Consider the following 24836-nt stretch of genomic DNA (forward strand, 5'->3'; position numbering starts at 1 on the left):
CAGAGCTATCAATATTTTTATTCAGGGGGAATTGCCATGATCCAGATGTTCATCGTCAGCATCGTGCTGGCGTTACTTTTTTTGCCATTTCACAAAACCTGGTGGAACACACCGCTTCTTAAAAAATGGATTCCGCTCCGCTTCACAGCCGGGGTCATTTACGGCGTGTTACTCTTCTATGTGGGGCTGCTTGATCAGAGTGTCACGGGGGTCCTTACATACTATCTTCCCCTCTTTTCACTTGGGCTGATCGTTGATTCCACGCTTGTTTTCACCTTTGTGAAATCCTTCCGAAAGCAGTCGGCTTTGATCGGAGCCGGGATCGGCGCCGTACTGCTGATCCTGTTCGTCGTCTTCTGGCTGCTTCAGCCGCTTTTCCTGGCCGACCAGAAATACAATATGGCCGACGGCGAAGAGGTTACCGTGGATGAGCTGAACCCGGTCAATGAAGAGAATATCCCTGTCGTTCCGAGAAGCTACGCAGAGTACCGCTCCGATATTCTTATGGGGCAGCTTCCGAATCAGGCCTTCTACAACCTTGGTACGACGCGCATCCAGCAGCACGACGGTTCCCTTTACTGGGTGACCCCGATCGAATATGACGGCCTGTTCCGCTGGATCAGAAGTGATGCAGCGCCTGGCTTCATCGTCGTCAGCGCAGAGAATCCGAGAGAAGAGCCGCAGCTGATTGAAACACCGATGACGTACGTCCCGTCTGCATATTTTCATGAAGATGTGAACCGGCATGTCCGTTCCGCCTACCCTGACGTCGTCATGTATGACACCCACTTCGAGATCGACGAAGACATGAATCCGCATTATATTGTTAGCTACGGCTCTTATACGGAATTCCGCCGAGTATCGGATATCGAAGGGGTTATTATCGTCGATCCCGTCAGTGGTGAAATGACGCAGCACACCGTGGAAGACACCCCTGAATGGGTCAACCGGATCTTCCCGCCTCATATTGCAGAGGAGAGGAATACGTGGTTCGGGATTTACAAATCCGGCATCGTGAACCGTTTCTTCGGACGTGAAGGACTGACGCAGCCGACATACTGGGGATCTGATGACGGCATGACCGGTGTCGTGGACGAGAGTCTGAACCTGTCCTGGTTCACCGATCACACCCGCCTGACGGGTGAAGGGGAAGAGACTTCAAGATCCATGATCGGCTTTACGATGTTCGACGCCCGCACCGGTGAACTCCGCTATTTCCGGGACGCCAGCGGGTCATTAAACGGACGGGTTGCCATGGATCTTGCCGAAAGGACCTTCCGCCGGGATGATTACGTCGCCGGTACGCCGTCCCTGTATAACGTCTACGGACAGTATACGTGGGTTGTACCCCTGATGGACCGCAACAGCGTCCTTCGTGAAATCATGCTTGTCAATGCCCGAGACGAGAACGTTTTCGGCTATGGGGATACGAAGCGCGAAGCCTTTGGCGCCTATCAGCTTGAACTCGCCACGAGAACCGATGAGGATATCGTACCAGGTGAACTGACGGATCTTGAAGAGATCACTGCCACCGTCGAACGGGTTTATCAGTGGGACCGTGAAGACAGTGTCACCGTGCGCTTCCTTCTTGAAGACTTTGACCGCATCTTCACAGTCAGCTCGAGTTCTTATCCGCGCGCGGTTTTCTTAGAACCTGGAGACACGGTACGCATTGAATTTATGGATGGCGGCGAAGAGATTCAACCCGTGGAAGAGTTCGAGATCCTCAACTGACTCTTTTCACAGCACGAACATGCCTATCAGCAAACGCCACGGCCCTCAACAAAGAGGGCCGTGGCGTTTTGTATAGATGGATACATCTCGTATTCGTCAATCGTTGAAACTGAAATCAGCGTTTTTTCGGTTTGTATACCGGCCGCTTCAGTGAAAAGATCTTTCCCTGTTTGATATACCGGTTCCCGCCAAGTCTGCCGATCACCTTCGCTTTTTTCGGCTTCACCACAATCCCTGTCTCTGATTCGCCTTTACCCGCGACTTTCTCGTCGAGGACATACTGAACGATTCGGCCGAAGATCACATCAGTCGCCGATTCGCCCTCTTCAAACACCAGATGCTTCTCAAGGACGCATTCGATCCGGACCGGCGCATCTTTCAGTGACGGCACGGATACAAACCGGCTCGGCTCCGGATTCAGTTTGAATCGGGTCACTTCGCTCTCCTCCGGCGGGAGGGCCATCGCAGACCGGTTTACTTTCTTCACATTGGATTCCGTCACCATATGCACTACAAATTCACCCTGCTCGAGAATGTTTCGTGCCGTGTCTTTTTGCACCCCGTTCTTCCGTCCGATGGACACCATCAGAATGGGCGGCTCGGCGGATACGACATTGAAATAGCTGAACGGGGCTGCATTCAGCACGCCTTCTTTCGATACGCTAGTCACGTATGCGATGGGTCTTGGAATGACTGCCGAAGTCAAGAACTTATAGTTTTCCGCTTTTCCCCATTCCTTCGGATCAATATGGATCATGACGGATCAGCTCCGGACACCTGTTTTTCATACCAGATCTTCGCTTTGTCAATCTCCGCCCGGGTGAGCTGGTGGCCCTGCTGGTCCCAGAACAGCTCCACGTCCGCCCCTTGTGCATCGAGGTGTTTTTTCAGCTCTTCCGTCTCTTCCGGCGGACAGATCGGATCATTGGATCCGGCGCCGATAAACACCGGGAGCCCCTTCATGTCCGGCAGCTCAAGGCCCCGTCTCGGTACCATCGGATGAAGCAGCACAGCACCTTTTAACGGTTTGTCATAATGATAAAGGAGGCTTGCGGCAATGTTCGCACCGTTCGAATAGCCCACCGCCATCACTTTGTTGCGGTCAAACTTGTATTTTTGACTGGCTTCGTCAATAAAGTCCGCCAGTTCCTTCGTTCGGAAAATAAGATCCTCTTCATCAAATACTCCTTCACGGAGGCGGCGGAAGAACCGGTTCATCCCGTTTTCATCCACGTTCCCCCGCACGCTGAGGACATTTGCCTGCGGATCGATCATGTCGGCCAAAGGCAGAAGGTCGTTTTCGTCTCCCCCTGTTCCGTGTAAAAGCAGCAATGTCTCCTGGTCTGACCCGTTTCCCTGTTTATAAATATGATGCATGCTTATTCACCCTTTCCAATCTGTCAATTCCTTTTCAAGTACCCGCATCTGTGCGACTCTTAAACCTGAATGACAGTTCCCTGTGGCATAAGCGGCTGTGACACGGTACACTGTAAGGTGGACAGATCTTAACGGAACAGGAGAATCTACGATGCTTACTGCAGCCAAGGAAAAACTACACAGTCATTTTGGATACGGTGAATTCAGGACCGGCCAGGAAGAGATCATGAGCTATCTTTTTCAGGGACAGTCCACGCTTGGCATCATGCCGACAGGCGGGGGGAAATCCGTCTGTTATCAGATTCCTTCCCTGATACTTGACGGAGTCACGATCGTCATTTCACCCCTGATTTCGCTGATGAAAGATCAGGTCGATGAACTGAGTGCCCTTGGCATCTCAGCGACATTCATCAACTCATCGCTCTCTTATGAAGAAGTGCGCAGCCGGTTCCAGGGGATCCGTCAAGGGACGTACCAGCTCGTCTATATCGCTCCTGAGCGCCTTGAATCCCCGGGGTTCAACGCCATGTTTGAACAGCTCCCCGTCTCGCTCATAGCCGTAGACGAGGCACATTGCCTCTCTCAATGGGGGCATGACTTCCGCCCGAGCTATCTGAGGATTCCGGAGCTGATCGGACGTCTCTTTGAACCGCCGCCGGTGCTTGCATTAACCGCGACGGCAACGCCTGAGGTGGCCGACGGCATCGTGTCGATCCTCGGTATTCCCGCAAGTAACCGGGTTCAGACCGGTTTTGCCCGGGAGAACCTCGCCTTTCATGTGGCCAAAGGGGAAGACAATACCCGCTACATAAAAGACTACCTCCTTCGAAACCCCCATGCTTCCGGCATCATTTATGCGGCAACCCGTAAAGAGGTTGAGCGGATCTATGCGCGGCTCTTAAAGCAAAACATCAAGGTTGGCCGCTACCACGGGGGCATGACGCAGGATGACCGGAGATCGATTCAGGAAGCCTTTGTTTATGACGAGCTTCAGGTCATGGTCGCAACGAATGCCTTTGGCATGGGGATCAACAAATCCAACGTCCGCTTCGTCATTCATGCGCAGATGCCAAGAAACATCGAAAGCTATTATCAGGAAGCCGGACGTGCGGGGCGTGACGGGGAACCCGGAGAATGCATTCTGTTATTCGATGCACAGGATATCCGCATCCAGCAGTTCCTGATTGACCAGTCAGATCTTGACGACCAGCGGAAGAAGCAGGAATTCCAAAAACTGCAGGCAATGATCAACTACTGCCATACGGAAGGATGCCTCCAGGAATACATTCTCCACTATTTTGGGGACAGGCATACAACTCCATGCGGCAAGTGCTCGGAATGTGCCGATGACCGCTCCATTGCAGATGTAACAAGGGACGCACAAATGGTGCTTTCCTGCATTCACCGCATGGGCGAAAGGTTTGGCAAGACGATGGTCGCTCAGGTGCTTGTCGGCAGCCGGAACAAGAAGCTCCTCGAGATGAAGTTCCATAAGCTTTCCACTTACGGACTGATGAAAGAGAAATCCCAAAAAGACGTCACCCAGTTCATTGACTACCTCGTCGCTTCCCAGGTCCTCGTCCTCGATGGCGGCGGCTACCCGGTCCTGAAGCTGACTGAACAATGTCTGCCGATCCTGAAAGGCAAGGTCAAGGTATACCGAAAAGAAACGAAACAGCCGAAGGAACTCACCAAAGAAGATCCGCTCTTCATCCAGCTCCGGGAACTCCGTTCAAAACTGGCCAAAGAGCACGATGTCGCTCCTTACATGGTCTTCTCCGACCGCACGTTAAATGAAATGGCAGAGAGACAGCCCGTTACCGAATCGGCTATGCTCCAAATCAAAGGGGTCGGGGAGTCGAAACTCGATTCATACGGCAGGCCGTTTATGAAACTGATCACGCAGTACCGCCTCGACAACGATTAACAGAACAGGAGGGCTATCAGATGGCCGTATTTGATGATTTTTTGAAGCTTGATATTCGCGCAGGAACCGTCCGGGAAGCCGAACCATTACCAAAAGCAAAGGTACCGGCGATCCGGATGACCATTGATTTCGGGGAAGAGATCGGGATGAAGCAGTCCAGTGCACAGGTGACAAAGCGCTATGAACCGGCTGAACTGATCGGAAAACAGGTGATGGCAGTGGTCAATTTCCCGCCCCGTAAGATTGCCGGGTTCTCATCAGAAGTCCTCGTTCTCGGAGCTGTCCCCGGTGACGGCGACGTGGTTCTTCTGAATGCCGACGAACCGGTTCCGAACGGCACGAAAATCGGCTGAACCGAAAAACAGGCACGATCCCGTTTGAACGGTGATCGTGCCTGTTTTCTTTTACATGGTGTATCAAATCGGACACCGGATCAGAGCAGAAGGAATGCCAGAGCATACCCGACTGCGACGGCCACAAATGTGGCAACGAGACCCGGGAGCATAAAGCTGTGGTTAAAGACAAATTTACCGATCTTCGTCGTACCTGTCCGGTCAAACCCGATGGCTGCGATAATCGGACCGTAGTTCGGCATGAAGAAATACCCGTTCACTGCCGGGAACATGGCGATCATGAAGGCCGGGTTGATTCCGAGAGTCAAACCGAGCGGCATCAGCGCACCCACCGTCGCGGCCTGGGAATTCAGGAAGATCGACATGATGAAGAGTGCAAAGGCAAAGATCCATGGTGCCGTTTGAACCATCCCCTGAACAGCCGGCTCAATGATATCCATATTTGCCTGGAAGAACGAATCCCCCATCCAGGCAATCCCGAAGATGGCAACAACGGCGACGATTCCGGCGCGGAATACGCTGCCTGTGGCGACTTTCGCCGCATCCACTTTACATATGAGCAGAATCAGAGCGGCAACGGTGAGCATGACGATCTGAATCGTGTGCGGCATGGACAGAACTGTCACGTCTTCTCCTGTTCCAAAGGACGGACGAAGCTGATCAAAGGTTCCGAGCAGAACGATTAAAACCGCAGCAACGAGGAAGAGCCATACGGAAAAGACTGAACGATTGGTCACGTCAGACTGATCCCGGGCAACTCTCGCCGGCTCAAGTCCCTCTTTCAGGCGTTTCAGGTATTCCGGATCTTCTTCAAGCTCCGGTCCGCGGTTCTTCACGACAAACGCGGCTGTCATGATCCCGATAAAGGTTGATGGCACGGTGATCATGAGGATGTTCATGAGCGTGAAGTCAAAGCCTGCGATCATGGCAAGCAGGGCCACCGTCGCAGCAGAAATCGGACTCGCCACAATCGCCTGCTGGGACGCGATAACCGCAACGGACAATGGCCGCTCCGGCCGGACTTTCGATTCCTGTGCCACTTCGGAAATAACCGGCAGAAGCGTGTAAGCCACGTGACCGGTACCTGCGAAGAACGTAAACAGATACGTTGTGATCGGTGCCATGAATGTGATCCTGGACGGATTCTTCCGGAGGATTTTCTCTGCGAGATTGACGAGGACGTTCATCCCCCCGGCTGCCTGAAGCGTACCGGCTGCCGTCACAACGGCCACGATCATCAGCATGACATCGATTGGCGGTGCAGTCGGTTCGAGATTGAAGACAAACGTCAGGATCGCAAGCCCTGCGCCCCCCATGATCCCGAGGCCGATCCCGCCGATTCTTGCCCCGATCAGGATGGCAAGAAGTACAATCATAAACTGTAAAATAAACAATGCATTCACCTTCTCTGTATGTATTTGATACTACCTATGATAAGCTTCGCTCAGATGTCTGAACACCCCAATGTGAAACAATTCACATAATGTTCTTTTTTGATGATCCGATGGCTGATCTCTGCCATTCATCTTTCACATCACTGCAAGTGAAGTGTCATCTGATGAGCTGACGAAAATGAGTGTAGCAAATTCCGGCAACATGTTCGAATCATCACAGCATCCGTTTGTCACGCTGAGAACCCATCTCCCTCTCTCTGAAGGCACTGGATACGCCTTACGCATGGATGATCTTTTTTTCTGCCGAATCATCGCTTCCACGATCCCGTTAACACTTTCAAGACAGCAATTCAAAGCGTGTATGGTTCAGTAAACATTTTTAACATTGTCAAAAAAGTGTTTTCTTTATGCTTAGCAGGGTATATAATGATTTGGATCCATGAATATTGTACGATCTTAAACCATTTATCTGTAAGGGGATATGTTCATGCAAGAACGAAAGAATTTCATTATGCTCGTCTTCAGTCTGATTGTTGTACTCCTAACCTGGCTCGTGCACTACCTGCACCGCGGAGCTGGCTGGCTTGATACGTATCTGCTTGCCTCACAGCTTCATGCCGGAACACCCGCTCATCTGATCCCGGTCCTGAACGTGCTTTTCTTTATACCGATTATCCTGCTTATTGTGAGCGGTGTTCTCTTTTGGAGAAACAGAACTCAGGCGCAGTTGCCCCTGTTGTTGACACTGACCCTCACGTTCGCAAGCATCTCGATGATTGCCGGCGGAGACGGGATGGTGGAATACCATTTCTCCATTTTTATGGTCCTCGCTTCCCTTGCCTACTTTGAAAGGATCAAGCTGATTTTAATCAGTGCTGCTTTGTTTGCCGTTCAGCACATCGGGGGCTATTTCACCGTACCGGAACTCATTTGTGGAACGGATACGTATCCATTTACACTTCTGATGGTCCATGTCGTGTTCGTCGTCCTCACCGTCGCCGTCATTATCGTTCAGATCATTGCCCGCCAGCGATTCCTGCTTAAAGTCGAACAATCCGACGAGGAGCACGCAAGGGTAATTGAAAACCTGCTTCAAAACATCTCTTCGACTTCGGAAACCGTCTTGGCAAATGTGCAAAATCTCGATTCAGGTGCACAGGAAGCCTCCGAATCCTCAAAGCAGATTGCCTATGCGTTGAATGATATGGTTGAAGGCGCGAACCGGCAGCTTGAAAAAGCAACAGGCAGTGCCGAAGATATGACAGCGATTGCTTCCGATGTCCGGCAGATCATTGAACAGGCCGAACGCTCTGTTTCCGTCTCTGAATCTACCTCAACCCTTGCAAACGAAGGACAGGCAAGCATGGAATCCACAGCAACGGTCATGCAGGAGCTCTCCGGTGCAGTCAGTCAGATGGACGAAGCATCCACAAGACTTGAATCACGCTCATCTGAGATTACGAAGACGCTCGATCTGATCACGGATATTGCCGAACAGACGAATCTCCTCGCCTTAAACGCAGCCATCGAGGCCGCCAGGGCCGGTGAATCCGGCAAAGGCTTTGCCGTTGTGGCGGACGAAGTGAGAAAACTCGCCGATCAGTCCCGTCAGTATGCGGCGAGAATTGCCGGCGTCGTCGACGGGCTCATCAAAGATGCGAAGGACCTCCGTGACGTGATGGAGACCGGTAAACAGCAAAGCGCCCACGGACTCCAACAGGTTCAGGAGACCGAAGACCGCTTCAAAACCATCGTCGCTGAAATCGAAAAAGTTGCCGCCGATACGAAAACCTCCTATCAGCTCGCGGAATCCACCGGTGAACGAATGGCAGGAATTACAGCCGTTCTTGATGAGATCAACAGCATCGCCGAATCGAACCGCTCAGGAATCGAGACGATTTCCGGCACTTCCGAAGAACAGCTCTCCATTATTACCGCCTTTACGGACAGCACGGCCGCAGTATCAGAAGAAATGCACGACCTCATGTCCCAGATCGAGGATATGAAGCGGGATATGCAGCAGTCAGACAAACCGTCCTGAAACCATTCCCCTGTGTAAAAAACGTGCCGCATCCTTGCCATCAGCTGATGGATCAATCGGATGCGGCACGTTTTTCGTTTTTCTCATTCGGGCACTCTTGTTCACTTTTTTGTAAATAGATTCTCCGCTTTCGACGGGGGCATCGGTTTTGCAAAATAAAACCCCTGAATATACGTGCAGCCAAGTTCCTTTAAAAACGCTGCCTGTTCAGCCGTTTCAACCCCTTCGGCAACGGTCTGGATCCGGAGGGTTTCGGCCATGCTGATGACGGCTTCTGTAATCATCTCCGCTTTCGGATCTTTTCCTAGCCTTGAAATAAACGTCCGATCGATCTTCAAGGTCGTGATCGGAAACTGCGTGAAATAGGCAAGGGAAGAATAGCCGGTTCCAAAGTCATCGATGGCGATACTGACGCCGAGTCCCTTAAGAGCCGCCATCTTTTCAATTTTATCGTCTCCAAGACTCATGGCCGTTGTTTCCGTGATTTCGAGCTGAATCCACTTTGGATCAAGACCCGAGTCTTCGATGGCCTTTTTGACACTGCGGATGAAGTTCGGCTGCTCAAACTGAATCACCGAAATATTGATGGAGATAAACATTGGCTTAAAGCCCTGATCCTGCCAGAGGCGGTTTTGTCTCAGTCCTTCTTTCAGCACCCATTCACCGATTTCCACGATTTGTCCTGAGCGCTCGGCAATTTCAATCATCTTCACAGGGGACACCGATCCATACTCGGGATGGGTCCAGCGAATGAGCGCTTCATTGCCATAAACTTCTCCGTTCCCTACATCGACGATCGGCTGATAATAAAGCTCCAGCTCTCCGCGTTCAAGGGCATAGTTCAATTCGTTTTCAAGGCGCTGATCTTCTTCAATGACACGGGTCATGGCTTTGGCATAAAACCGGTAGCGGTTTCCGCCTTCACGCTTTGCCTGCAGTTTTGCCATATTCGCCTGAGCAAGGCATTCATCCGCCGTCCCATAGATCTCCTTCGTAATCACGGCTCCAATGGACATCTTCAGATTCCAGCCGTGCTCGGAATCAGCGAGGTTGGTCATGGCATTTTGCCAGATCGTCCGGATGCGCCGTTCAATATTGTCCGTCGTATTGGCATGCATCACAAGGATAAACTCATCACCGAAGTAACGGCCGACCATCTCACCTTCTTGCATGTACATCGTAAGACGGTCCGCAAATTTCCTCAAAATCTCATTTCCCGCCTGATAGCCTCTGAGGCTGTTGAACCGCTTGAAGTCATCGATGGAAATGAGGGCAATTGCCGTGTATCCTTCTTTTTGGGTGAGTTTCTTCACCCGAAACGGCAGTTCAATCAAAAAACCGTTGAAATTATATAATTTGGTGAGCGGGTCATAGTACGTCAAATTCCGGATCTTTTCATGCATGGCATTAAAGCTTCTTGCCGCCTCCCCGATTTCATTCTTCACTGATTCATCCGCTCTGACTTCCGAGTTCCCTTGTTCCGCTTCATCAAACAAATCTTTGAGGCGAACGATCGGACGTGCCATCTTATTTGAGAAGTACAGAGAAAACAGCACGACAAGGCCAATCACCATGCCGAGGGTTGCCGTAATGGTCGATTGAATGCCCTGAACCTCACCGAGCACCTCCTCTTTGTCGATGGAAAACATCAGATGCCACTCCGTTGAAGCTTCTTCAACAGCCTGATGAAAGGTAAAGACGTCATTGCCCTCATGATCCTCGTGTTCTATCCAATCAAGATCCCCGTCTATGAGAGCCTGAAACCGGTTTTCCCGATCGGGATATAACGCATCCAGACTCATCTGATCCTGTACGGCAACCTCAGGGTGAATAATCACGTCCCCGCTGTTATGCAGGATCCAGGAAAACCCCGTTTCCCCGAGCTCAACGGATTCCACAATGTCCGTCAGAAAGTAAATTTCCGTCACCACATTCACGAGTCCCGTAATGTCTCCTGCATCATTACGAATCTCATGAGAGACGATCATGATCGGCACATCCGGATCGGCATACGGACTGATAAACGGCTGACTGACCCAATACGGTTCCCGTTCAAGGATAATCTTCTCATACTGTTCCTGATCGGAGATGTCAATGGTATCCCCATTCGATGTCCAGGCGATCCCGTCGGTATCCGCAACGGTCATGTTCCGGTGTTTTTCCTGAAGGACGACGGTCGGCAAAAATGCCTGAATCTCGGAAAGGTCTCCGGACTGAATCACGTTGGACTGACTGATCATCCGGACCGTGTCAATGAGTGCCGTCAATTCGGCATCGATCGTGTCCGATCGGCTTTCCACTATATCCTCGTACTGATGCATCAGGTGATCCGGCACCCGGTTCAGCTGGTTTTGCACAATCAGCCCGAGAACAACCGCTAAAAAAAGGACGGCAAGCATCGGATAAATCATCAACTGAGCCTTGATGGATTTAAACATTGCCTGCGTCCCCCTTTTTATCCCGTGTATGGTGCTGCCTCATTCTCCAAGAGTCAATCATCCCCCGAGACTGAGTAAAATGTACGATTCACCATTTAATCATACACGAAATCTGATTCGGTTGTCATGTTTTTGTCGTGATTCCTGTCAATCTGGTCATACTTTACAATGGGTTCCCGTTTCACTGTCAAAATATCCAAGATCCGTCAGCTTCAGCGCCGGGATCACCGGCAGACACATAAAGGACAGTGCGGAGAACGGATGAAAGGCACCGGTGTAGCCGATTTCCGCAAGGGCACGATCCACCTCTCTGATGCCGGTAAAGACTTCCTGAACCGGCCTGGATGACATCAGCCCGGCAATATCGAGAGAAAGGCTGCCGATAAGCGTCCCGTCCTTCACAACAGCGAGGTCGCCGCCCATCTCTTCCACCGACCGGATCGCAAGAAGCATATCCGCATCAGCGTCCCCTGCCGCAACGAGGTTGTGCGAATCATGGGCAATTGTGCCGGCGATCGCACCACCCTTCAGACCGAGATTTTTTATGAAGCCGAGTCCGATATTTCCCGTTGCACGGTGCCTTTCGATCACGGCCATTTTCCAGATGTCCTGAGACGGATCCGCCTGAAAACGCCCCTCCTGGACAGGGAGTGTTGCAAATCCTTTCGCCGTGACAAGGCTGTGCGGTGTGAGTTCGATGACCATCGCAGACCCTGACTCATTCACGGGAATATGCAGGTCTTTCTCCGTAACGGCAGGAATCTGTACGGTGTTTTGAACGGCTTTTGGGTAACCGGTCTCTGTCCGTTCATCACCCGTCAGCATCTTGCCTTTTCTTGCCACCATCTCGCCATCCTTCCAAACCGCATCGATCTCAAAGCGTTCAAGATCGTCAAGAAGGATGAAATCGGCTCGATAACCCGGGGAAATCGCCCCTTTATCCGTGAATCCGTAGCATTCAGCCGCATTCAAAGACGCGATCTGAACCGCCTGAACCGCATCCATGCCCCGATCAACGGCCAGGCGGATATGGTCATCAATCGAACCCCGTTCGAGGAGTTCATCAATATGCTTGTCATCGGTGCAGAACATGAATTTACGCGCATTCCGGTCATTGACGGCAGGAAGCAATGCCGGGAGATCCTTCGCGGCAGAGCCCTGTCTGATCATGACATAAAAGCCTGAACGGATCCGGGCCAGCGCCTCTTCAGCCGTGGTGCATTCATGATCGGTTTTGACGCCGGCACTGCGGTAGACGTTCAAACTCGCATCCGGCAAGCCGGCACCGTGACCATCGATGTGCCCGGTATGCGCACTGGCATCACTAAGCTTTGTCAGCATATCCTCATCGGTCTGTTCGACGGACGGGTAGTCCATGACCTCTGCCAATCCGAGCACCCTCGGGTGTTGGTAAAACGGCTTCAGATCCCCTGCGGTCAGTCTCGCACCGGCGTTCTCAAAAGGCGTCGCCGGTACACAGCTCGGCAGCATAAACGCCACGTCGAGAGGGATATTCTCTGAATCATCAATCATAAACTGCACGCCTTCACTGCCACTGACGTTGGCAATTTCATGAGGGTCCGTCACAATCGTCGTCACCCCGTGGGGAACGACCACTTCAGAGAACCGCCGCGGCTGGACCATGGAAGACTCAATATGCACATGCCCGTCGATCAGGCCCGGCACCATATATTGCCCCTGCACATCGATTTCCGTCTTTCCTTCATACATGCCAGTCCCGGCAATGATGCCGTCCTGAACTGCCACGTCGCATCGTTCAACCTCGAGGGAGAACACATTGACGACATTGGCATTTTTGATTACCAGGTCGGCCTTTTCCCTGCCCGATGCCACGTCGATCCGTCTTTTCAGGTTGTCCTGCTCATTCATATCGATCACTCCTCTTCGAATTCAAGGTAATTTACTCTAATTGATTCATTCCATTCAGTATAATGGAGCGTGACCGAAAAAAGAAGAGGTCTGACCTATTTTGTCAGCAAATATCCCCTTCTTTTTTTGAACCTGAATCAGACGATCTGTTTTTCACGCTGCGCCCGGACGAGGTCCGCATAGAAACCGTCCTGACGCAGAAGCATTTGGTGGGACCCCTGCTCAATCAGGGACCCTTCATTCAGGACAAGAATCTGATCTGCCTGACGGATCGTATTCAGGCGGTGGGCAATCACAAAGCTCGTTCTTCCTTCCATGAGTCTTCCGAGGGCTTCCTGAATATGAATTTCCGTCACCGTATCAATACTGCTTGTGGCCTCATCGAGAATCAGGATCGCCGGATCACGGAGGAGCGCTCTCGCGATGGACAACAGCTGCTTTTGACCCTGGCTGATCCCGCCCCCGTCGGGAGCGATCATTGTCTCATACCCGTCTGGAAACGCCGTTATGAAACCGTCGGCATTCGCCGCTTTGGCCGCCTGAACGACGTCCTGATCCGTCGCATCAAGCTCGCCGTAACGGATATTCTCCATAATGGTTCCTTCAAACAAAAACGAATCCTGCAGAACAAAGGCCATCTCTTCGCGGAGAGATTCTTTTCTGATGGTGTCGACGTCCCTGCCGTCGACGAGAATCCGGCCCTTGACCGGGCTGTAAAAGCGTGACAGAAGACTGATCAGCGTCGTCTTTCCGGCCCCTGTCGGACCGACGATAGCGACGGTTTCGCCCGGTTGGGCCGTGAATGTGATGTCCTGAAGGGTGTCTTCATCATCGCCATATTCAAAAGAGACCGATTCAAACGTCACCTCGCCGCGGATCTCCCCTGCCGTCTGTTTGTCCCTGTCATCAGAGACCTCATCTTCCTCATCCATGATTTTAAACACCCGTTCAGCGCCTGCGATGGCCGAGAGTACCGTATTAAACTGATTGGCCAGATCATTGAGCGGTCTCGTAAACTGCCGGATGTATTCGGCGAAGATCACGATTACTCCGATCGTAATCATGTTTTGCAGGGCAAGGATGCCCCCGACACCTGCGACGATGGCAAAACTGAAATTGTTGAGCATGTTCATCAGTTTCGGAATAAAGCCGGATATCGTTTGTGCCCAAAAACCCGCATGCCGGAGCGTCCGGTTCCGCGCCATAAAGCCCCGGGTCACCTGTTCTTCCTGAGAAAAGCTCTTGATCATCTTCTGGCCGGACATGCTCTCCTGGATGTAGCCGTTCAGCTCACCGAGGTTACGCTGTTGGAGCTTAAAAAGCTTCCCGGTCCGTTTCGTAATCCACTTCATCCCGATATACATCATCGGCACGATCACGAGGGATATTGCAGTCAAAAGGGGACTCAGATAGAGCATGACGATCAGTGTGCCGCTCAAAGTCAATACGCTGGCAAAGATCTGAATGACCGAGCTGTTCAGGGTGTTGCTGACGTTGTCCATGTCATTGGTCACCCGGCTCATCAGTTCCCCGTGCCGGCGTCGGTCAAAGAACGTCAGTGGCAATTTGTGCAAATGAGCAAACAGATCCGTCCGCATCCGGTAGACGGTCTTCTGGGCCACTTTGACCATCACGAAGTGCTGAAGGAAGACCGAAAGCGAATGAAACAGATAAATCACCGAGAGCAACACGAGTACCGGCACGAGGCCGCTCATATCCCCGTCATAGACGACGTTGTCAATGGTCATCCCCACGACAAAAGGACCTGCAAGGGCGAGGGCAGAGCTTGCCATAATCATGACGATGACAAAATAAAGGGCCCGTTTCCCTTCTGAGAGGTAGGCCCACACCCGCCGGATCGTGCCTTTCCAATCCTCCGCGCGCTTCACTTGTCCGACATCGGCATCGTTCTCCATCTCCTGGTCAAGATCGATCCGTTCCTGGCGAAACGGATCCGTCAGTTGCCCCATGATTCATGCACCTCTTCTCCGTATTGCGATTCATACATTTTCCGGTACAGCGGTGATGACTGTAACAGTTCGTCATGCGTGCCGCTCGCATGGAGCACCCCGTTCTCCATCAAAAGCACTTCATCCATGCGCTTCGTCGAGCTGATCTTCTGGGTGATCATGAGCGTCGTGCACGGATAGTCGCTGAGAGCGTCCAACAAATTACGTTCTGTCCGGGCATCGAGGGCACTGGTGCAGTCATCAAGGAGGAGGATCTGCGGCTTTCGTAAAAGGGCTCTGGCAATGGAAAGCCGCTGCTTCTGTCCGCCTGAGAGGTTGACCCCTTTCTGGCCGATCCGCGTTTTCAGCCCTTCCGGGAGTGCCTCGATATGTGCCCAGATCTGGGCATCCTTCAAAGCCTGAATCATTTCACGTTCCGTCGCGTTCTCACGTCCCCAGCGCAAATTGTCACTGATCGTGCCGGTAAAGAGCATGACTTCCTGCGGGACATAGCCGATCCGCTGCCTGAGTTCCTTTGACGAGAGTTTGCGAATGTCCTGACCATCGATCCGGACCGATCCCCGGTCTGCCTCATAGAGCCTCGGAATCAGCTGAAACAGCGACGTCTTCCCTGAGCCCGTCGCTCCCATGACAGCAATCCGGCTTCTGCCGGGAATGACTTTGTCCCAGTCCCTGATCACCGGAAGCCGGGTTCCGGGGTAGCTGAACGTAACACCTTCAAACGTGATGGTGCCGTCTCCCTGTTTCATGGAAACCGCTTCCTCCGGCTCAAGAATATCCGCGTTTGCATCGAGGACCTCACCTGTCCGTTCCACCGAAGCCTTCGCCCTCGAGAAAATCATGATGATCATCGAAAAAATGGAGAGGGCCCCGGTCATCCGGGTGACGTAGTTGATAATCGCGACCACTTCGCCGACGCTCGCGCCGTTCGTACCGACCCCGATCGTGCCAAACCAAAGAACGGCCATGATCGAGGCATTCATGACGAGAAGGATCACCGGCATCGTGATTTCAATGAGACGCATCGTTTTCACCGTGCGGTTTTTCAGCTCGTCCGCCGCACCGTCAAAACGTTCCCCCTCATATTCTCTACGTGTAAAGGACTTCACGAGCCGGATCGCCGTCAGGTTTTCCTGCACGACACTGTTCACCTGATCCACGCTTCGTTGCACCCGTTTAAAAAGTTCGCCGGCTTTTCGCATCAGAAACAGAAGAAAGGCGACCAGAACAGGGATGGTCACCACAAGAATCAGGGCAAGCTGCCAATTGACAACCAGCGCCATTATCACGGAGCCGATCACGAGGAGCGGTGCCCTCAGCATAATCCTCAGGCTCATAAAGATCGTATTCTGCAGCTGATTGACGTCGTTTGTCATCCGGGTCATTAATGATGACGTCGGAAACTGACTGAAATTCGAAAAGGCAAAAGACTGTACCTTGTCAAAGAGTGAGCTTCTCAGATCATAACCGGTATGCTGGGAGGCATACGACGCGTAAAAGGAATTGATTATGCCTGCGGCAAAAGAAACAAAGGAGAGCCCGATCATGATGCTTCCCCAAAACACCACCGTGGACAAATCCTGTTCGATGATCCCGTGATCGATAATCCGTGCCATCAGGAGCGGCTGAATGAGCTCCACGCCAAGCTCAATGAGTGTGAGCGTGAGCGCAACGCCGACCGCCAGTTTATACGTAAATAAATGCGTGAACACATGCTTCATGAGAAATCGCTTCTTTCTGTAATGGATCGTTCAGTATTGGATAAAGCAGTCTGAGTGCTCAGGAGCCCCAGCCTCTGCCGATGTCGATCGTCTTCATAACCCGGTACACTTCATCTTCGAGGCGGGCAGCCCCTTCTGCCATCAGCTCCGTAACGTTGCCGTTTTCACTGATAAGCGAGTAGGACACAACATGGTCCCAATCGCGGATCTTCTCGTCAAAGCTGCGGGTCCGCATGCCGCCGAACAGGAGAACGGGTTTTCCTGCATCTGCGGCAATCGTCGCGACCCCGATCGGCCCCTTGCCAAAGAGCGTTTGTTCATCGAGTTTCCCCTCACCGCTCATAATCAGATCGGCATTGTGAATGGCTTCAATGATGCCAACGGATTCGGCAATCATATCGAACCCCCGGCGCAGTTCAGCCCCGAGAAAGGCCTGCAGGGCAAACCCGAGTCCCCCTGCAGCCCCGCTTCCGGGGCTTTCCCGGTGATCGGTGCCGAGGGTCTTCGCCGCGAGGTCGGCAAAACCTGCCATCCCCGCCTCAAATTCAGGAAGCTCGTCCTGCTCAAGTCCTTTTTGCGGACCAAACACATACACGGCCCCTTCTTTGCCAAGAAGGCGGTTCGTCACATCAGATGCCACCTTGACGGTAAGCCCTTCAGGGAGCGGAATCATGCCTGACAGATCCATCCGGCGGATCCGGTTCAACTGACCGCCTACCCGGTGCAAAAGCTGATCGTTTTCATCATAGAACCGGATCCCGATCCCCTGTAAAAAACCGGTTCCGCCGTCAACGGTGGCGCTTCCGCCGATCCCGATGACAATCTCTGTCGCGCCCCGTTCCACGGCGTCTTTAAACAGGATGCCCGTTCCTTCCGTGGATGCGAGCAGCGGATTTCGTTCTTCTTCCTCAAGGAGGGTCAGCCCCGAGGCAATTGCTGTTTCGATAACGGCAAGGCTGCGGTCAGCGTCGTAGGCATACCAGCCTGTCATCGGCCGTCCGAGCGGATCGATGGTATCCGCCTCGACCTTCTTCATTTCCGTGCCGTACGTCAGGGCTTCGAGTGTTCCTTCTCCCCCGTCTGCGAGCGGGAAGGAGACAACCTCAATCAGTTCATCATAGCGGTGAATGCCTTTTCGCATCGCCTCCGCCGCTTCTATACTGGTCATGGACCCTTTGAATGAATCAGGGGCAAGCATGATTTTCATGGGAATTCCTCCATTCAAAACGGATTCTCACTCTCATTATCCACGTTCCTTCGAACCACCTCAAGTATTGTTGCTTTTTTCGGGAGCCCTCTTTTTTTCTGACTGATGGTTGCTGACGAAAAATACAGGATTGAAACTTCCCCGCTGATTCGGTATGATGATAAAGATGAAAAACGCAACCGTTTGCACTTCCTTCCTGATCTGACAGGGAACGGTGAATCGGTGGGCTTTATTTTGAAAATATGAGGTGACGATAATGACAAACGCATGGTGGAAAGAAGCCATCGGCTATCAAATATATCCGAGAAGTTTTCAGGACAGTAACGGAGACGGGATTGGTGATCTGCAGGGGATCCTTGCACGACTGGATTACCTGAAGGATCTCGGGATTGATTTTATCTGGATCTGCCCGATGTACAAATCCCCGCTCGATGACAACGGTTATGACATTTCCGACTATCAGGATATTCTCGAGGACTTCGGCAATATGGACGACTTTAACGACCTGCTGAATGGCGTTCACGAACGGGGAATGAAGCTGATCATCGACCTCGTGCCAAACCATACGAGTGACGAGCACCCGTGGTTTGTGGAATCACGGAAATCGAAAACCTCCTCCAAGCGCGACTGGTATATCTGGCGAGACGGGAAAGACGGCAAGGAGCCGAACAACTGGGAGAGTATTTTCGGCGGAAGCGCCTGGGAGTATGACGAGGCGACGGATCAGTATTTCCTGCACGTCTTCTCCAGACGGCAGCCGGACTTAAACTGGGAGAATCCCGACGTCCGAGAAGCGCTGTACGACATGATTAACTGGTGGCTCGAAAAAGGCGTTGACGGCTTTCGCATCGATGCCCTCTCGCATATCAAAAAACGCCCCGGATTCCCGGATATGCCCAATCCGGATCACAAAACGTATGTCCCATCCTTTGATATGCACATGAACCAGGACGGTATACACGACTTCCTTACAGAGCTGAAAAACAAGACGTACGGCCGTTATCCGGATGCCATGACCGTCGGCGAAGCGAACGGTGTGAGCATTGAGCAGGCTCACGATTGGGTCGGCAAAAACGGCAAGATGGACATGGTCTTTCAGTTTGAACACCTCGATCTCTGGGATTATGAAGTGGACACAGAGCTGGATGTGGTGAACCTGAAAAAGATCCTCACTCGCTGGCAAAAAGGGCTCGAACACGACGGCTGGAACGCCCTCTTTATCGAAAATCACGACAAGGCCCGGGTTGTCTCAACGTGGGGCAACGACGGCGAGCTATGGAAAGAAAGTGCCACGGCACTCGCAGCCATGTACTTCCTGATGAAGGGCACGCCCTATATTTATCAGGGACAGGAAATCGGCATGACAAACATCTACTTTGATGACATCGCCGACTATGACGATGTGGCGGCAAAGAATCTCTACAACGGCGCATTGGCTGACGGGAAGGACCCTGAGACCGTCATGGACATGCTCGCACACACGTCCAGAGACAACAGCCGGACACCGATGCAGTGGGACGCGGGTCATCAGGCGGGATTCACGAGCGGCACACCCTGGATGAAGGTGAATCCGAATCACAAAACGATCAACGTCGACACGCAGGAACAGGATCCGACATCCATCCTGCAGTTTTACAAAGCGCTGATCCGCCTGAAGAAAGATCATCCGGTCTTTACGTACGGTTCCTACGACCTTCTTCTGCCCGAGGACGAGAGTCTGTTTGTCTATGAACGTGCAGACGAAACAGAGCGGGCCGTTGTGGTCTCCAATCTGAAACCCGACGCAGCGCAGCTGAACATGAAGGACATTGGGATCCATGAAGAGACACCGGTGCTTACGAACGGCACCGATGCAAACATGCAGGAAAGCGGCACGATCATTACCCTGGCACCCTACGAGGCCCGCGTCTACCTCCTGGCCAAATAACAGTCATCCCCTGCGGCACGCATGCCGCAGGTTTTTTTCTGTTTACTTTTTTCGGGCCCCGAAGTAAAATAAAAGAATTGAGCTGTTCAGGAAACGGAAGGTGAATTGACATGACGCATGTACCTGATTTCAAAAAAGGGGTAATGGCCGGGATCGGCGCCTATTTATTATGGGGATTCCTCCCAATCTATTGGAAGACCGTTGATCATATCCCCGCTACGGAAATCCTGGCTCACCGGATTGTCTGGTCGTTTTTCTTTCTTCTGATTCTGTTCGTTGCCACAAGGAAACTCCCGTACCTCCTTGAAGATCTCCGCTACTTAAAGACGCATCCGAAAATCATCGTCAATATTCTGCTCTCCTCGATCCTGATCAGCGCCAACTGGATCCTCTTTATTTGGGCCGTTGCCAATGAACGGATTGTCGAGGTGAGCCTCGGCTATTATATCAACCCGCTCATCAACGTCATTCTCGGTGTCATCTTCTTCAAAGAGACGCTCAGTACGAAGCAGCGTTCCGCAGTGGGACTCGCGTTTATCGGGGTCCTGATCATGACCCTTTCCTTCGGTCAGGTCCCTTATATCGCATTGACGCTCGCCTTCAGCTTCGGCCTTTACGGTCTAGTGAAAAAACAGACCCAGGTCGGGTCGATGACCGGGCTGTCCATTGAGACTCTGATGATGTTCCCGATCGCCGTCGCCTTTTTGTTTTACACCCACGGGAACGTAAGCGGCATCCTGCATACCGGATCCGACGTCGCCTTTACCCCGCTTCTGCTGATCGGCACCGGGGCTGCGACAGCCGTGCCTCTCTTGCTCTTTGGCTTTGGCGCGCGGAATATCTCCCTTTCTTTAATCGGGTTCCTGCAGTATATCGCACCGACATCAATGCTTCTCCTCGGGGTTCTCTTATACGGCGAAGCGTTTACGGTCTACCACGCCTTCTCCTTCGTCTTCATCTGGACCGGGCTGATTCTCTACAGCATTTCGAAATTCAAAGCCTATCAGGCAGAGAAACGGCTGTTGCAACAGGCCAAGTAAAGCCATGGCAGTACGTTTTGAAGATACGGAAAAAAATACAGGGTAAAGGTTCAAATCCGATGTGATTTGAACCTTTACCCTGTTTGTTGTTCATTGGCCATCTGAATCGGAACCAGTCCGTGTTCAGCCCTTTCGCCCTGTTGAATGATGTCTGATGCATGCGCCGTTAATAGGCGCTTGTCAGTGCTCCATCCGCAAGGAAATGCTGGCCCGTGATATAGGAATTCAGCCCGGAGCCCAAAAAGAGCACTGCGTTGCCGAATTCATGGGGTTCGCCGTAGCGGCCCATCGGAATCATCGCTTCACTTGCCGCTTTCATCTCTTCCGGCGATTTGTCCTGCTTCTCCGCCTTGATGGCGTCAAGGGTTCTTACTCGCTCCGTATCAATACGCCCGGGGCCAATGGCGTTGATCAGAATGCCGTCCGGCGCGAACTCCTTGGCAAGAGTCTTATTCAGCCCGACAAGGCCCATCCGGTAAATATTGGACAGTAACAGGCCATCCACCGGCTCTTTCATCGAAGAGGAAGTAATGAGGACAACCTTGCCTTTTGACGCTTTCAAATGCGGATGTGCGGCCTTGATCGACCGGACGACACTCATCAGAGTTAGCTGATACGCCCACTCAAAATCCTCTTCCGTGACGGTCTCAAACGTTCCCGGTGGCGGGCCGCCGGCATTGGAGACGAGGACGTCGATCCCCCCGAACTGCTCAACCGTCTCCTTGACGGCAGCCTCGATCTGCTCTTTTTTCGATACATCACAGATCGTAAAGAGCACCTTCCCCTCCGCATCCTTTTGCAGTTCCTTCGCCGCTTCTTTCACGTTCTCCAGAGAGCGGCTTGTGAGCATCACATTGGCCCCTGCCTGCGCATAGGCCTGTGCGGCAGCTTTCCCCAATCCTTTACTGGATGCAAACACGAGTACATTCTTTCCTCTTAATCCGAGATCGATCATTGGTACATCCATCCTTTCAGCTGATTATTGACGGTGCCAGAGCATGTCCACATGCGGAATCCCGTCTTCGGGGTACACGTCAGAAATCGGTTCAAAACCAAATGATGCATAAAACGGCCTTGCATAGTCCTGCGCCTGAATCTTAATCACATCCACTTCCCAAAGCTCTTGCATGGACGCCATGCTTCTGTTCATCAAGGTCTTCCCAAGCCCGGTTTTCCTGAGCTCCTCTTTTACAAGAACGCGGCCGATGGACGGTTCCGTGTAGCTCAAGCCGGCAGGAAGAAGCCTTGCATAAGCGACGACTTCCCCGTTCTCCGTTGCATAGAGGTGAACGGATTCGGGGTCTTTTCCGTCAATTTCCGGATATGGACAGTTCTGTTCAACCACAAAGACCTGAACCCTTGCGTCAAGGATCCGGTAAAGCTCCGCAGCTGATAAATCCTGAAACGCTTTACAGTGCCACTCCAATCCGCAGTCCTCCTTTGCCACTTTTCATTATGTAAGAACGTTTTCATTTTAGCATAATCCGTCGACGTTCACCATCAAACAGCGATGCCCCCGCAGCCAAAAAGGCAAACAGGGGCATTCATCAGAGAAACAGGACGATGAGCTGGGACATCAGCGCAACGAATATCAGGGCAAAAGGATAGGCCGCTGCATAGGCAATGGCGGGATCGTCGGTCTCCACGAGGCTGTTCAAAGCCCCGAGTCCCGGCGTACTGGTCATCCCGCCGCAAAGGGCCCCGAGGGAATGGACCATGCTGAGGTGAAAGAGCTTCTTGGCAATGAAAAAGCCGCCAATGAGCGGAACGGCGGTGATGATCGCTCCTGCGAGAAGGATGCGGGCCCCTTCCTGCTGGATAATCTCCACAATGCCGGCGCCGGCAGTCGTACCGGCACCGGCGAGAAACAGTGCCAGACCAATGTCGCCGATCACCTGATTGGACGGCTGGAAGAACCGGGCCCTGATCGGGCCAAGCTTGCCGTAATGACCGATAACAAGGGCAACGAGCAGCGGCCCGCCTGCGATCCCGAGCGTAATGGTACCGAGCCACGGAATATAGAGCGGGATCATCCCGATGAGAATCCCGATTAACAGAATGAGCGCGAGGCTGAAGAGGTGGATGTTTGTCACCTCAAGCTTCTTTGTACTGAGGAGGCTTTCGAGCTCGTCGAGGCGCCCTTCACTGCTGACGACGGTCAGGATATCCCCCTGCTCGAGACGCCAGCCCGGGTTCTGATTAAATTCAAAGCCAACCCGTTCAATCCGGGTCACAGTGACGCCGTATGTCCTGCGAAGGGCGAGCTCACGGAGACTCTTCCCGACAACGGCCTCGGATTCAACCGTCACTTTTCTCAGTTTGATGTTGTCATGATTACTGAAATTTGTCGGCACCTCTTTACCCACTTCATCACGAAGATGAGCGAGATCCCGTTTGTTGCCGACGGCCACAAGCCGGTCTCCTTTCATAATCACCGTATCACTGAGGCTGATGATCGTCCGGTCCCCGCGGATGACCCGGCTGATGACGGCGGAAGTCCCTTCGGCAAGGCGGAGTTCTTTCAAGGTTCGTTTATGTACCGCATCATTCGTCACTTCAATCGTCATGACGTCAGGGGATGAGGTTCTGCGGATCGGACTGGATTTACGGTTTAAATCCTTCATCAGATCGACCTTCAGCACTTTTGGAAACAGCTGAACAAAGAGGACAACAGCAAGAACACCGAAGGGATAGGCAATCCCGTACCCGACAGAGGCAATCGGGTCACCCGTCGCTTCAAGAGCCGCGGCGAGACCCGGGGTACTCGTCATCGCACCTGTCATGATCCCGGCACTGAGGGCCGGGGAGAGGTCCATGACAGACGCGACAATCAGTGTCGTAAATCCCGCTAAAGCCACGATCACAACCCCGATGATCCCGAATATGATCCCCGAGGTTTTGATCATTTTAAAGAAACGGGGCCCGGCCTGCAGACCGACAGCAACAATAAATAGGCTGAGGCCGAGGTTCTGCACAACCGAAGAGATTTCATATCCGTAATGGCCGAATACCATCGCCACAAACAGGACCGCACTGGATCCGAGGCCAACGCCCTTGATGGACCACTGACCGATCAGCATACCGAGAGCGATAATGACGAATAGCAGCACGAGTGGTTCATCGAGAATAAACACAGCAGCATCGCTCCCTTTTTTAAAATCACTCTTTATATTATACCGTGAATACCCATCGAAAAAAGCACATTCACAAAGGAATGCGCCTTTTTTTCCGACAATTCTGTTACATCAGCCTCAACGGCTCGCGGTATCCGTAAGCTTCTCAATCAGGCTGTCGAGATCTTCAAACCCGAAGGCCAGATTCTCAAAAGCCGCCCCGCCGATCTCAACGGATTTGTTATACATCTGTTCGGCACCGAGGTTCAGAAAGAATGGATGATACGGGTTCTCCTTTAAGACCCACAGCCCCATACGCTCGTGGTGCAATGACCGCATATACGATGCCGATGCGGCCAAGAGAGCTTTGCCGACGCCCTGTCCCTGATACACGGGATGGACGTAAAGCCCGTATAGTTCACTCGTATACCGCATTCTGAGGGTCGCATCACGCATTGTCCCGGCAAGGGAGAACCCGATGATCTCGTCAGAACCGTTCACGGCAACATGCGTCATCGAGCCGCCTTCAATGGCTTTCTGAAAGGTCAGTTCCCAGCGTTCAAGTCTTGATTTATACGTAAACGTATCAAGAAAATCCTGCGGGAATATCCCCTCATACGTGTGTTTCCAGTTTTCGACCTGCACTTTTGTCACGCCGGACACATCTGTCATTTTTGCCTGTCTGATTGTAAACAATCTGCACG

Annotated in this window: 18 protein-coding genes; 6 read left to right on the forward strand and 12 right to left on the reverse strand. The window is 52.4% G+C overall.

Annotation, left to right across the window (positions count from 1 at the left end):
* The first annotated feature begins 36 nt into the window (after positions 1–36).
* Positions 37–1734 (forward strand): hypothetical protein, encoded by a 1698-nt coding sequence (locus tag BSEL_RS14205; protein WP_013173698.1) that lies wholly within the window; start codon positions 37–39, stop codon positions 1732–1734.
* Positions 1735–1849: 115 nt separating this feature from the next.
* Here BSEL_RS14205 and BSEL_RS14210 read toward each other — a convergent pair whose 3' ends face one another.
* Positions 1850–2491: a flavin reductase family protein gene (locus BSEL_RS14210; RefSeq protein ID WP_013173699.1), complete on the reverse strand. Its 642-nt coding sequence runs from the start codon at positions 2489–2491 to the stop codon at positions 1850–1852.
* Complete coding sequence (locus BSEL_RS14215) at positions 2488–3111, reverse strand: alpha/beta hydrolase (protein WP_013173700.1); 624 nt, start codon at positions 3109–3111, stop codon at positions 2488–2490. The genes BSEL_RS14210 and BSEL_RS14215 overlap by 4 nt, the downstream gene beginning before the upstream one ends.
* A gap of 151 nt (positions 3112–3262) precedes the next feature.
* On the opposite strand from BSEL_RS14215, the gene recQ reads away from it, so the two are divergent.
* Both recQ and csaA read left to right on the forward strand, forming a co-directional pair.
* On the forward strand, positions 3263–5038 hold the full coding sequence (recQ, locus tag BSEL_RS14220) for a DNA helicase RecQ (RefSeq protein ID WP_013173701.1): 1776 nt from the start codon (positions 3263–3265) through the stop codon (positions 5036–5038).
* 20 nt (positions 5039–5058) lie between these two features.
* A complete protein-coding gene (gene csaA, locus BSEL_RS14225; RefSeq protein WP_013173702.1) occupies positions 5059–5391 on the forward strand; it encodes a chaperone CsaA in 333 nt (110 codons plus the stop codon).
* A gap of 80 nt (positions 5392–5471) precedes the next feature.
* Here the strand turns inward: csaA and BSEL_RS14230 are convergent, their stop codons facing one another.
* The gene (locus BSEL_RS14230) at positions 5472–6785 is read right to left on the reverse strand and encodes an anaerobic C4-dicarboxylate transporter family protein (protein ID WP_013173703.1); all 1314 of its coding nucleotides are present in this window, start codon (positions 6783–6785) and stop codon (positions 5472–5474) included.
* Between the two features lie 487 nt (positions 6786–7272).
* Between BSEL_RS14230 and BSEL_RS14240 the strand changes: the two genes are divergently transcribed.
* Positions 7273–8826 (forward strand): methyl-accepting chemotaxis protein, encoded by a 1554-nt coding sequence (locus tag BSEL_RS14240; protein WP_013173704.1) that lies wholly within the window; start codon positions 7273–7275, stop codon positions 8824–8826.
* A 101-nt stretch (positions 8827–8927) separates the two neighbouring features.
* On the opposite strand, the gene BSEL_RS17215 is transcribed toward BSEL_RS14240, so the two are convergent.
* From BSEL_RS17215 to BSEL_RS14265, 5 genes are all read right to left on the reverse strand, one after another.
* The gene (locus BSEL_RS17215) at positions 8928–11264 is read right to left on the reverse strand and encodes a bifunctional diguanylate cyclase/phosphodiesterase (protein WP_013173705.1); all 2337 of its coding nucleotides are present in this window, start codon (positions 11262–11264) and stop codon (positions 8928–8930) included.
* Between the two features lie 156 nt (positions 11265–11420).
* A complete protein-coding gene (ade, locus tag BSEL_RS14250) occupies positions 11421–13154 on the reverse strand; it encodes an adenine deaminase (protein ID WP_013173706.1) in 1734 nt (577 codons plus the stop codon).
* 137 nt (positions 13155–13291) lie between these two features.
* The gene (locus tag BSEL_RS14255) at positions 13292–15124 is read right to left on the reverse strand and encodes an ABC transporter ATP-binding protein (protein WP_013173707.1); all 1833 of its coding nucleotides are present in this window, start codon (positions 15122–15124) and stop codon (positions 13292–13294) included.
* Positions 15112–16845 (reverse strand): ABC transporter ATP-binding protein, encoded by a 1734-nt coding sequence (locus BSEL_RS14260; protein ID WP_013173708.1) that lies wholly within the window; start codon positions 16843–16845, stop codon positions 15112–15114. The genes BSEL_RS14255 and BSEL_RS14260 overlap by 13 nt, the downstream gene beginning before the upstream one ends.
* Positions 16846–16903: 58 nt before the next feature.
* Positions 16904–18052, reverse strand: coding sequence for a glycerate kinase (locus BSEL_RS14265; protein ID WP_013173709.1), 1149 nt, complete (start codon positions 18050–18052; stop codon positions 16904–16906).
* Positions 18053–18308: 256 nt separating this feature from the next.
* On the opposite strand from BSEL_RS14265, the gene BSEL_RS14270 reads away from it, so the two are divergent.
* Together BSEL_RS14270 and rarD are read left to right on the forward strand one after the other, a co-directional pair.
* On the forward strand, positions 18309–19979 hold the full coding sequence (locus BSEL_RS14270; protein WP_013173710.1) for a glycoside hydrolase family 13 protein: 1671 nt from the start codon (positions 18309–18311) through the stop codon (positions 19977–19979).
* Between the two features lie 110 nt (positions 19980–20089).
* Positions 20090–21019: an EamA family transporter RarD gene (gene rarD / locus BSEL_RS14275; protein ID WP_013173711.1), complete on the forward strand. Its 930-nt coding sequence runs from the start codon at positions 20090–20092 to the stop codon at positions 21017–21019.
* A gap of 166 nt (positions 21020–21185) precedes the next feature.
* On the opposite strand, the gene BSEL_RS14280 is transcribed toward rarD, so the two are convergent.
* The 4 genes from BSEL_RS14280 to BSEL_RS14295 form a co-directional block, all read right to left on the reverse strand.
* Positions 21186–21971 (reverse strand): SDR family oxidoreductase, encoded by a 786-nt coding sequence (locus tag BSEL_RS14280; RefSeq protein WP_041582522.1) that lies wholly within the window; start codon positions 21969–21971, stop codon positions 21186–21188.
* Between the two features lie 27 nt (positions 21972–21998).
* The gene (locus BSEL_RS14285) at positions 21999–22445 is read right to left on the reverse strand and encodes a GNAT family N-acetyltransferase (protein WP_013173713.1); all 447 of its coding nucleotides are present in this window, start codon (positions 22443–22445) and stop codon (positions 21999–22001) included.
* A gap of 121 nt (positions 22446–22566) precedes the next feature.
* Positions 22567–24153, reverse strand: a complete 1587-nt coding sequence (locus BSEL_RS14290; protein ID WP_013173714.1) for an aspartate:alanine exchanger family transporter — start codon at positions 24151–24153, stop codon at positions 22567–22569.
* Positions 24154–24270: 117 nt separating this feature from the next.
* Positions 24271–24828, reverse strand: a complete 558-nt coding sequence (locus BSEL_RS14295; RefSeq protein WP_013173715.1) for a GNAT family N-acetyltransferase — start codon at positions 24826–24828, stop codon at positions 24271–24273.
* Between the last annotated feature and the right edge of the window lie 8 nt (positions 24829–24836).

The organism is [Bacillus] selenitireducens MLS10 (assembly GCF_000093085.1).
Classification (GTDB): Bacteria; Bacillota; Bacilli; order Bacillales; family Salisediminibacteriaceae; genus Salisediminibacterium; species Salisediminibacterium selenitireducens.

Coding starts and splice junctions, on each gene's coding strand:
- BSEL_RS14205 (WP_013173698.1), top strand. CDS start 37: ATGATCCAGATGTTCATCGTCAGCATCGTGCTGGCGTTACTTTTTTTG.
- BSEL_RS14210 (WP_013173699.1), bottom strand. CDS start 2,491: ATGATCCATATTGATCCGAAGGAATGGGGAAAAGCGGAAAACTATAAG.
- BSEL_RS14215 (WP_013173700.1), bottom strand. CDS start 3,111: ATGCATCATATTTATAAACAGGGAAACGGGTCAGACCAGGAGACATTG.
- recQ (WP_013173701.1), top strand. CDS start 3,263: ATGCTTACTGCAGCCAAGGAAAAACTACACAGTCATTTTGGATACGGT.
- csaA (WP_013173702.1), top strand. CDS start 5,059: ATGGCCGTATTTGATGATTTTTTGAAGCTTGATATTCGCGCAGGAACC.
- BSEL_RS14240 (WP_013173704.1), top strand. CDS start 7,273: ATGCAAGAACGAAAGAATTTCATTATGCTCGTCTTCAGTCTGATTGTT.
- BSEL_RS17215 (WP_013173705.1), bottom strand. CDS start 11,264: ATGTTTAAATCCATCAAGGCTCAGTTGATGATTTATCCGATGCTTGCC.
- ade (WP_013173706.1), bottom strand. CDS start 13,154: ATGAATGAGCAGGACAACCTGAAAAGACGGATCGACGTGGCATCGGGC.
- BSEL_RS14255 (WP_013173707.1), bottom strand. CDS start 15,124: ATGGGGCAACTGACGGATCCGTTTCGCCAGGAACGGATCGATCTTGAC.
- BSEL_RS14260 (WP_013173708.1), bottom strand. CDS start 16,845: ATGAAGCATGTGTTCACGCATTTATTTACGTATAAACTGGCGGTCGGC.
- BSEL_RS14265 (WP_013173709.1), bottom strand. CDS start 18,052: ATGAAAATCATGCTTGCCCCTGATTCATTCAAAGGGTCCATGACCAGT.
- BSEL_RS14270 (WP_013173710.1), top strand. CDS start 18,309: ATGACAAACGCATGGTGGAAAGAAGCCATCGGCTATCAAATATATCCG.
- rarD (WP_013173711.1), top strand. CDS start 20,090: ATGACGCATGTACCTGATTTCAAAAAAGGGGTAATGGCCGGGATCGGC.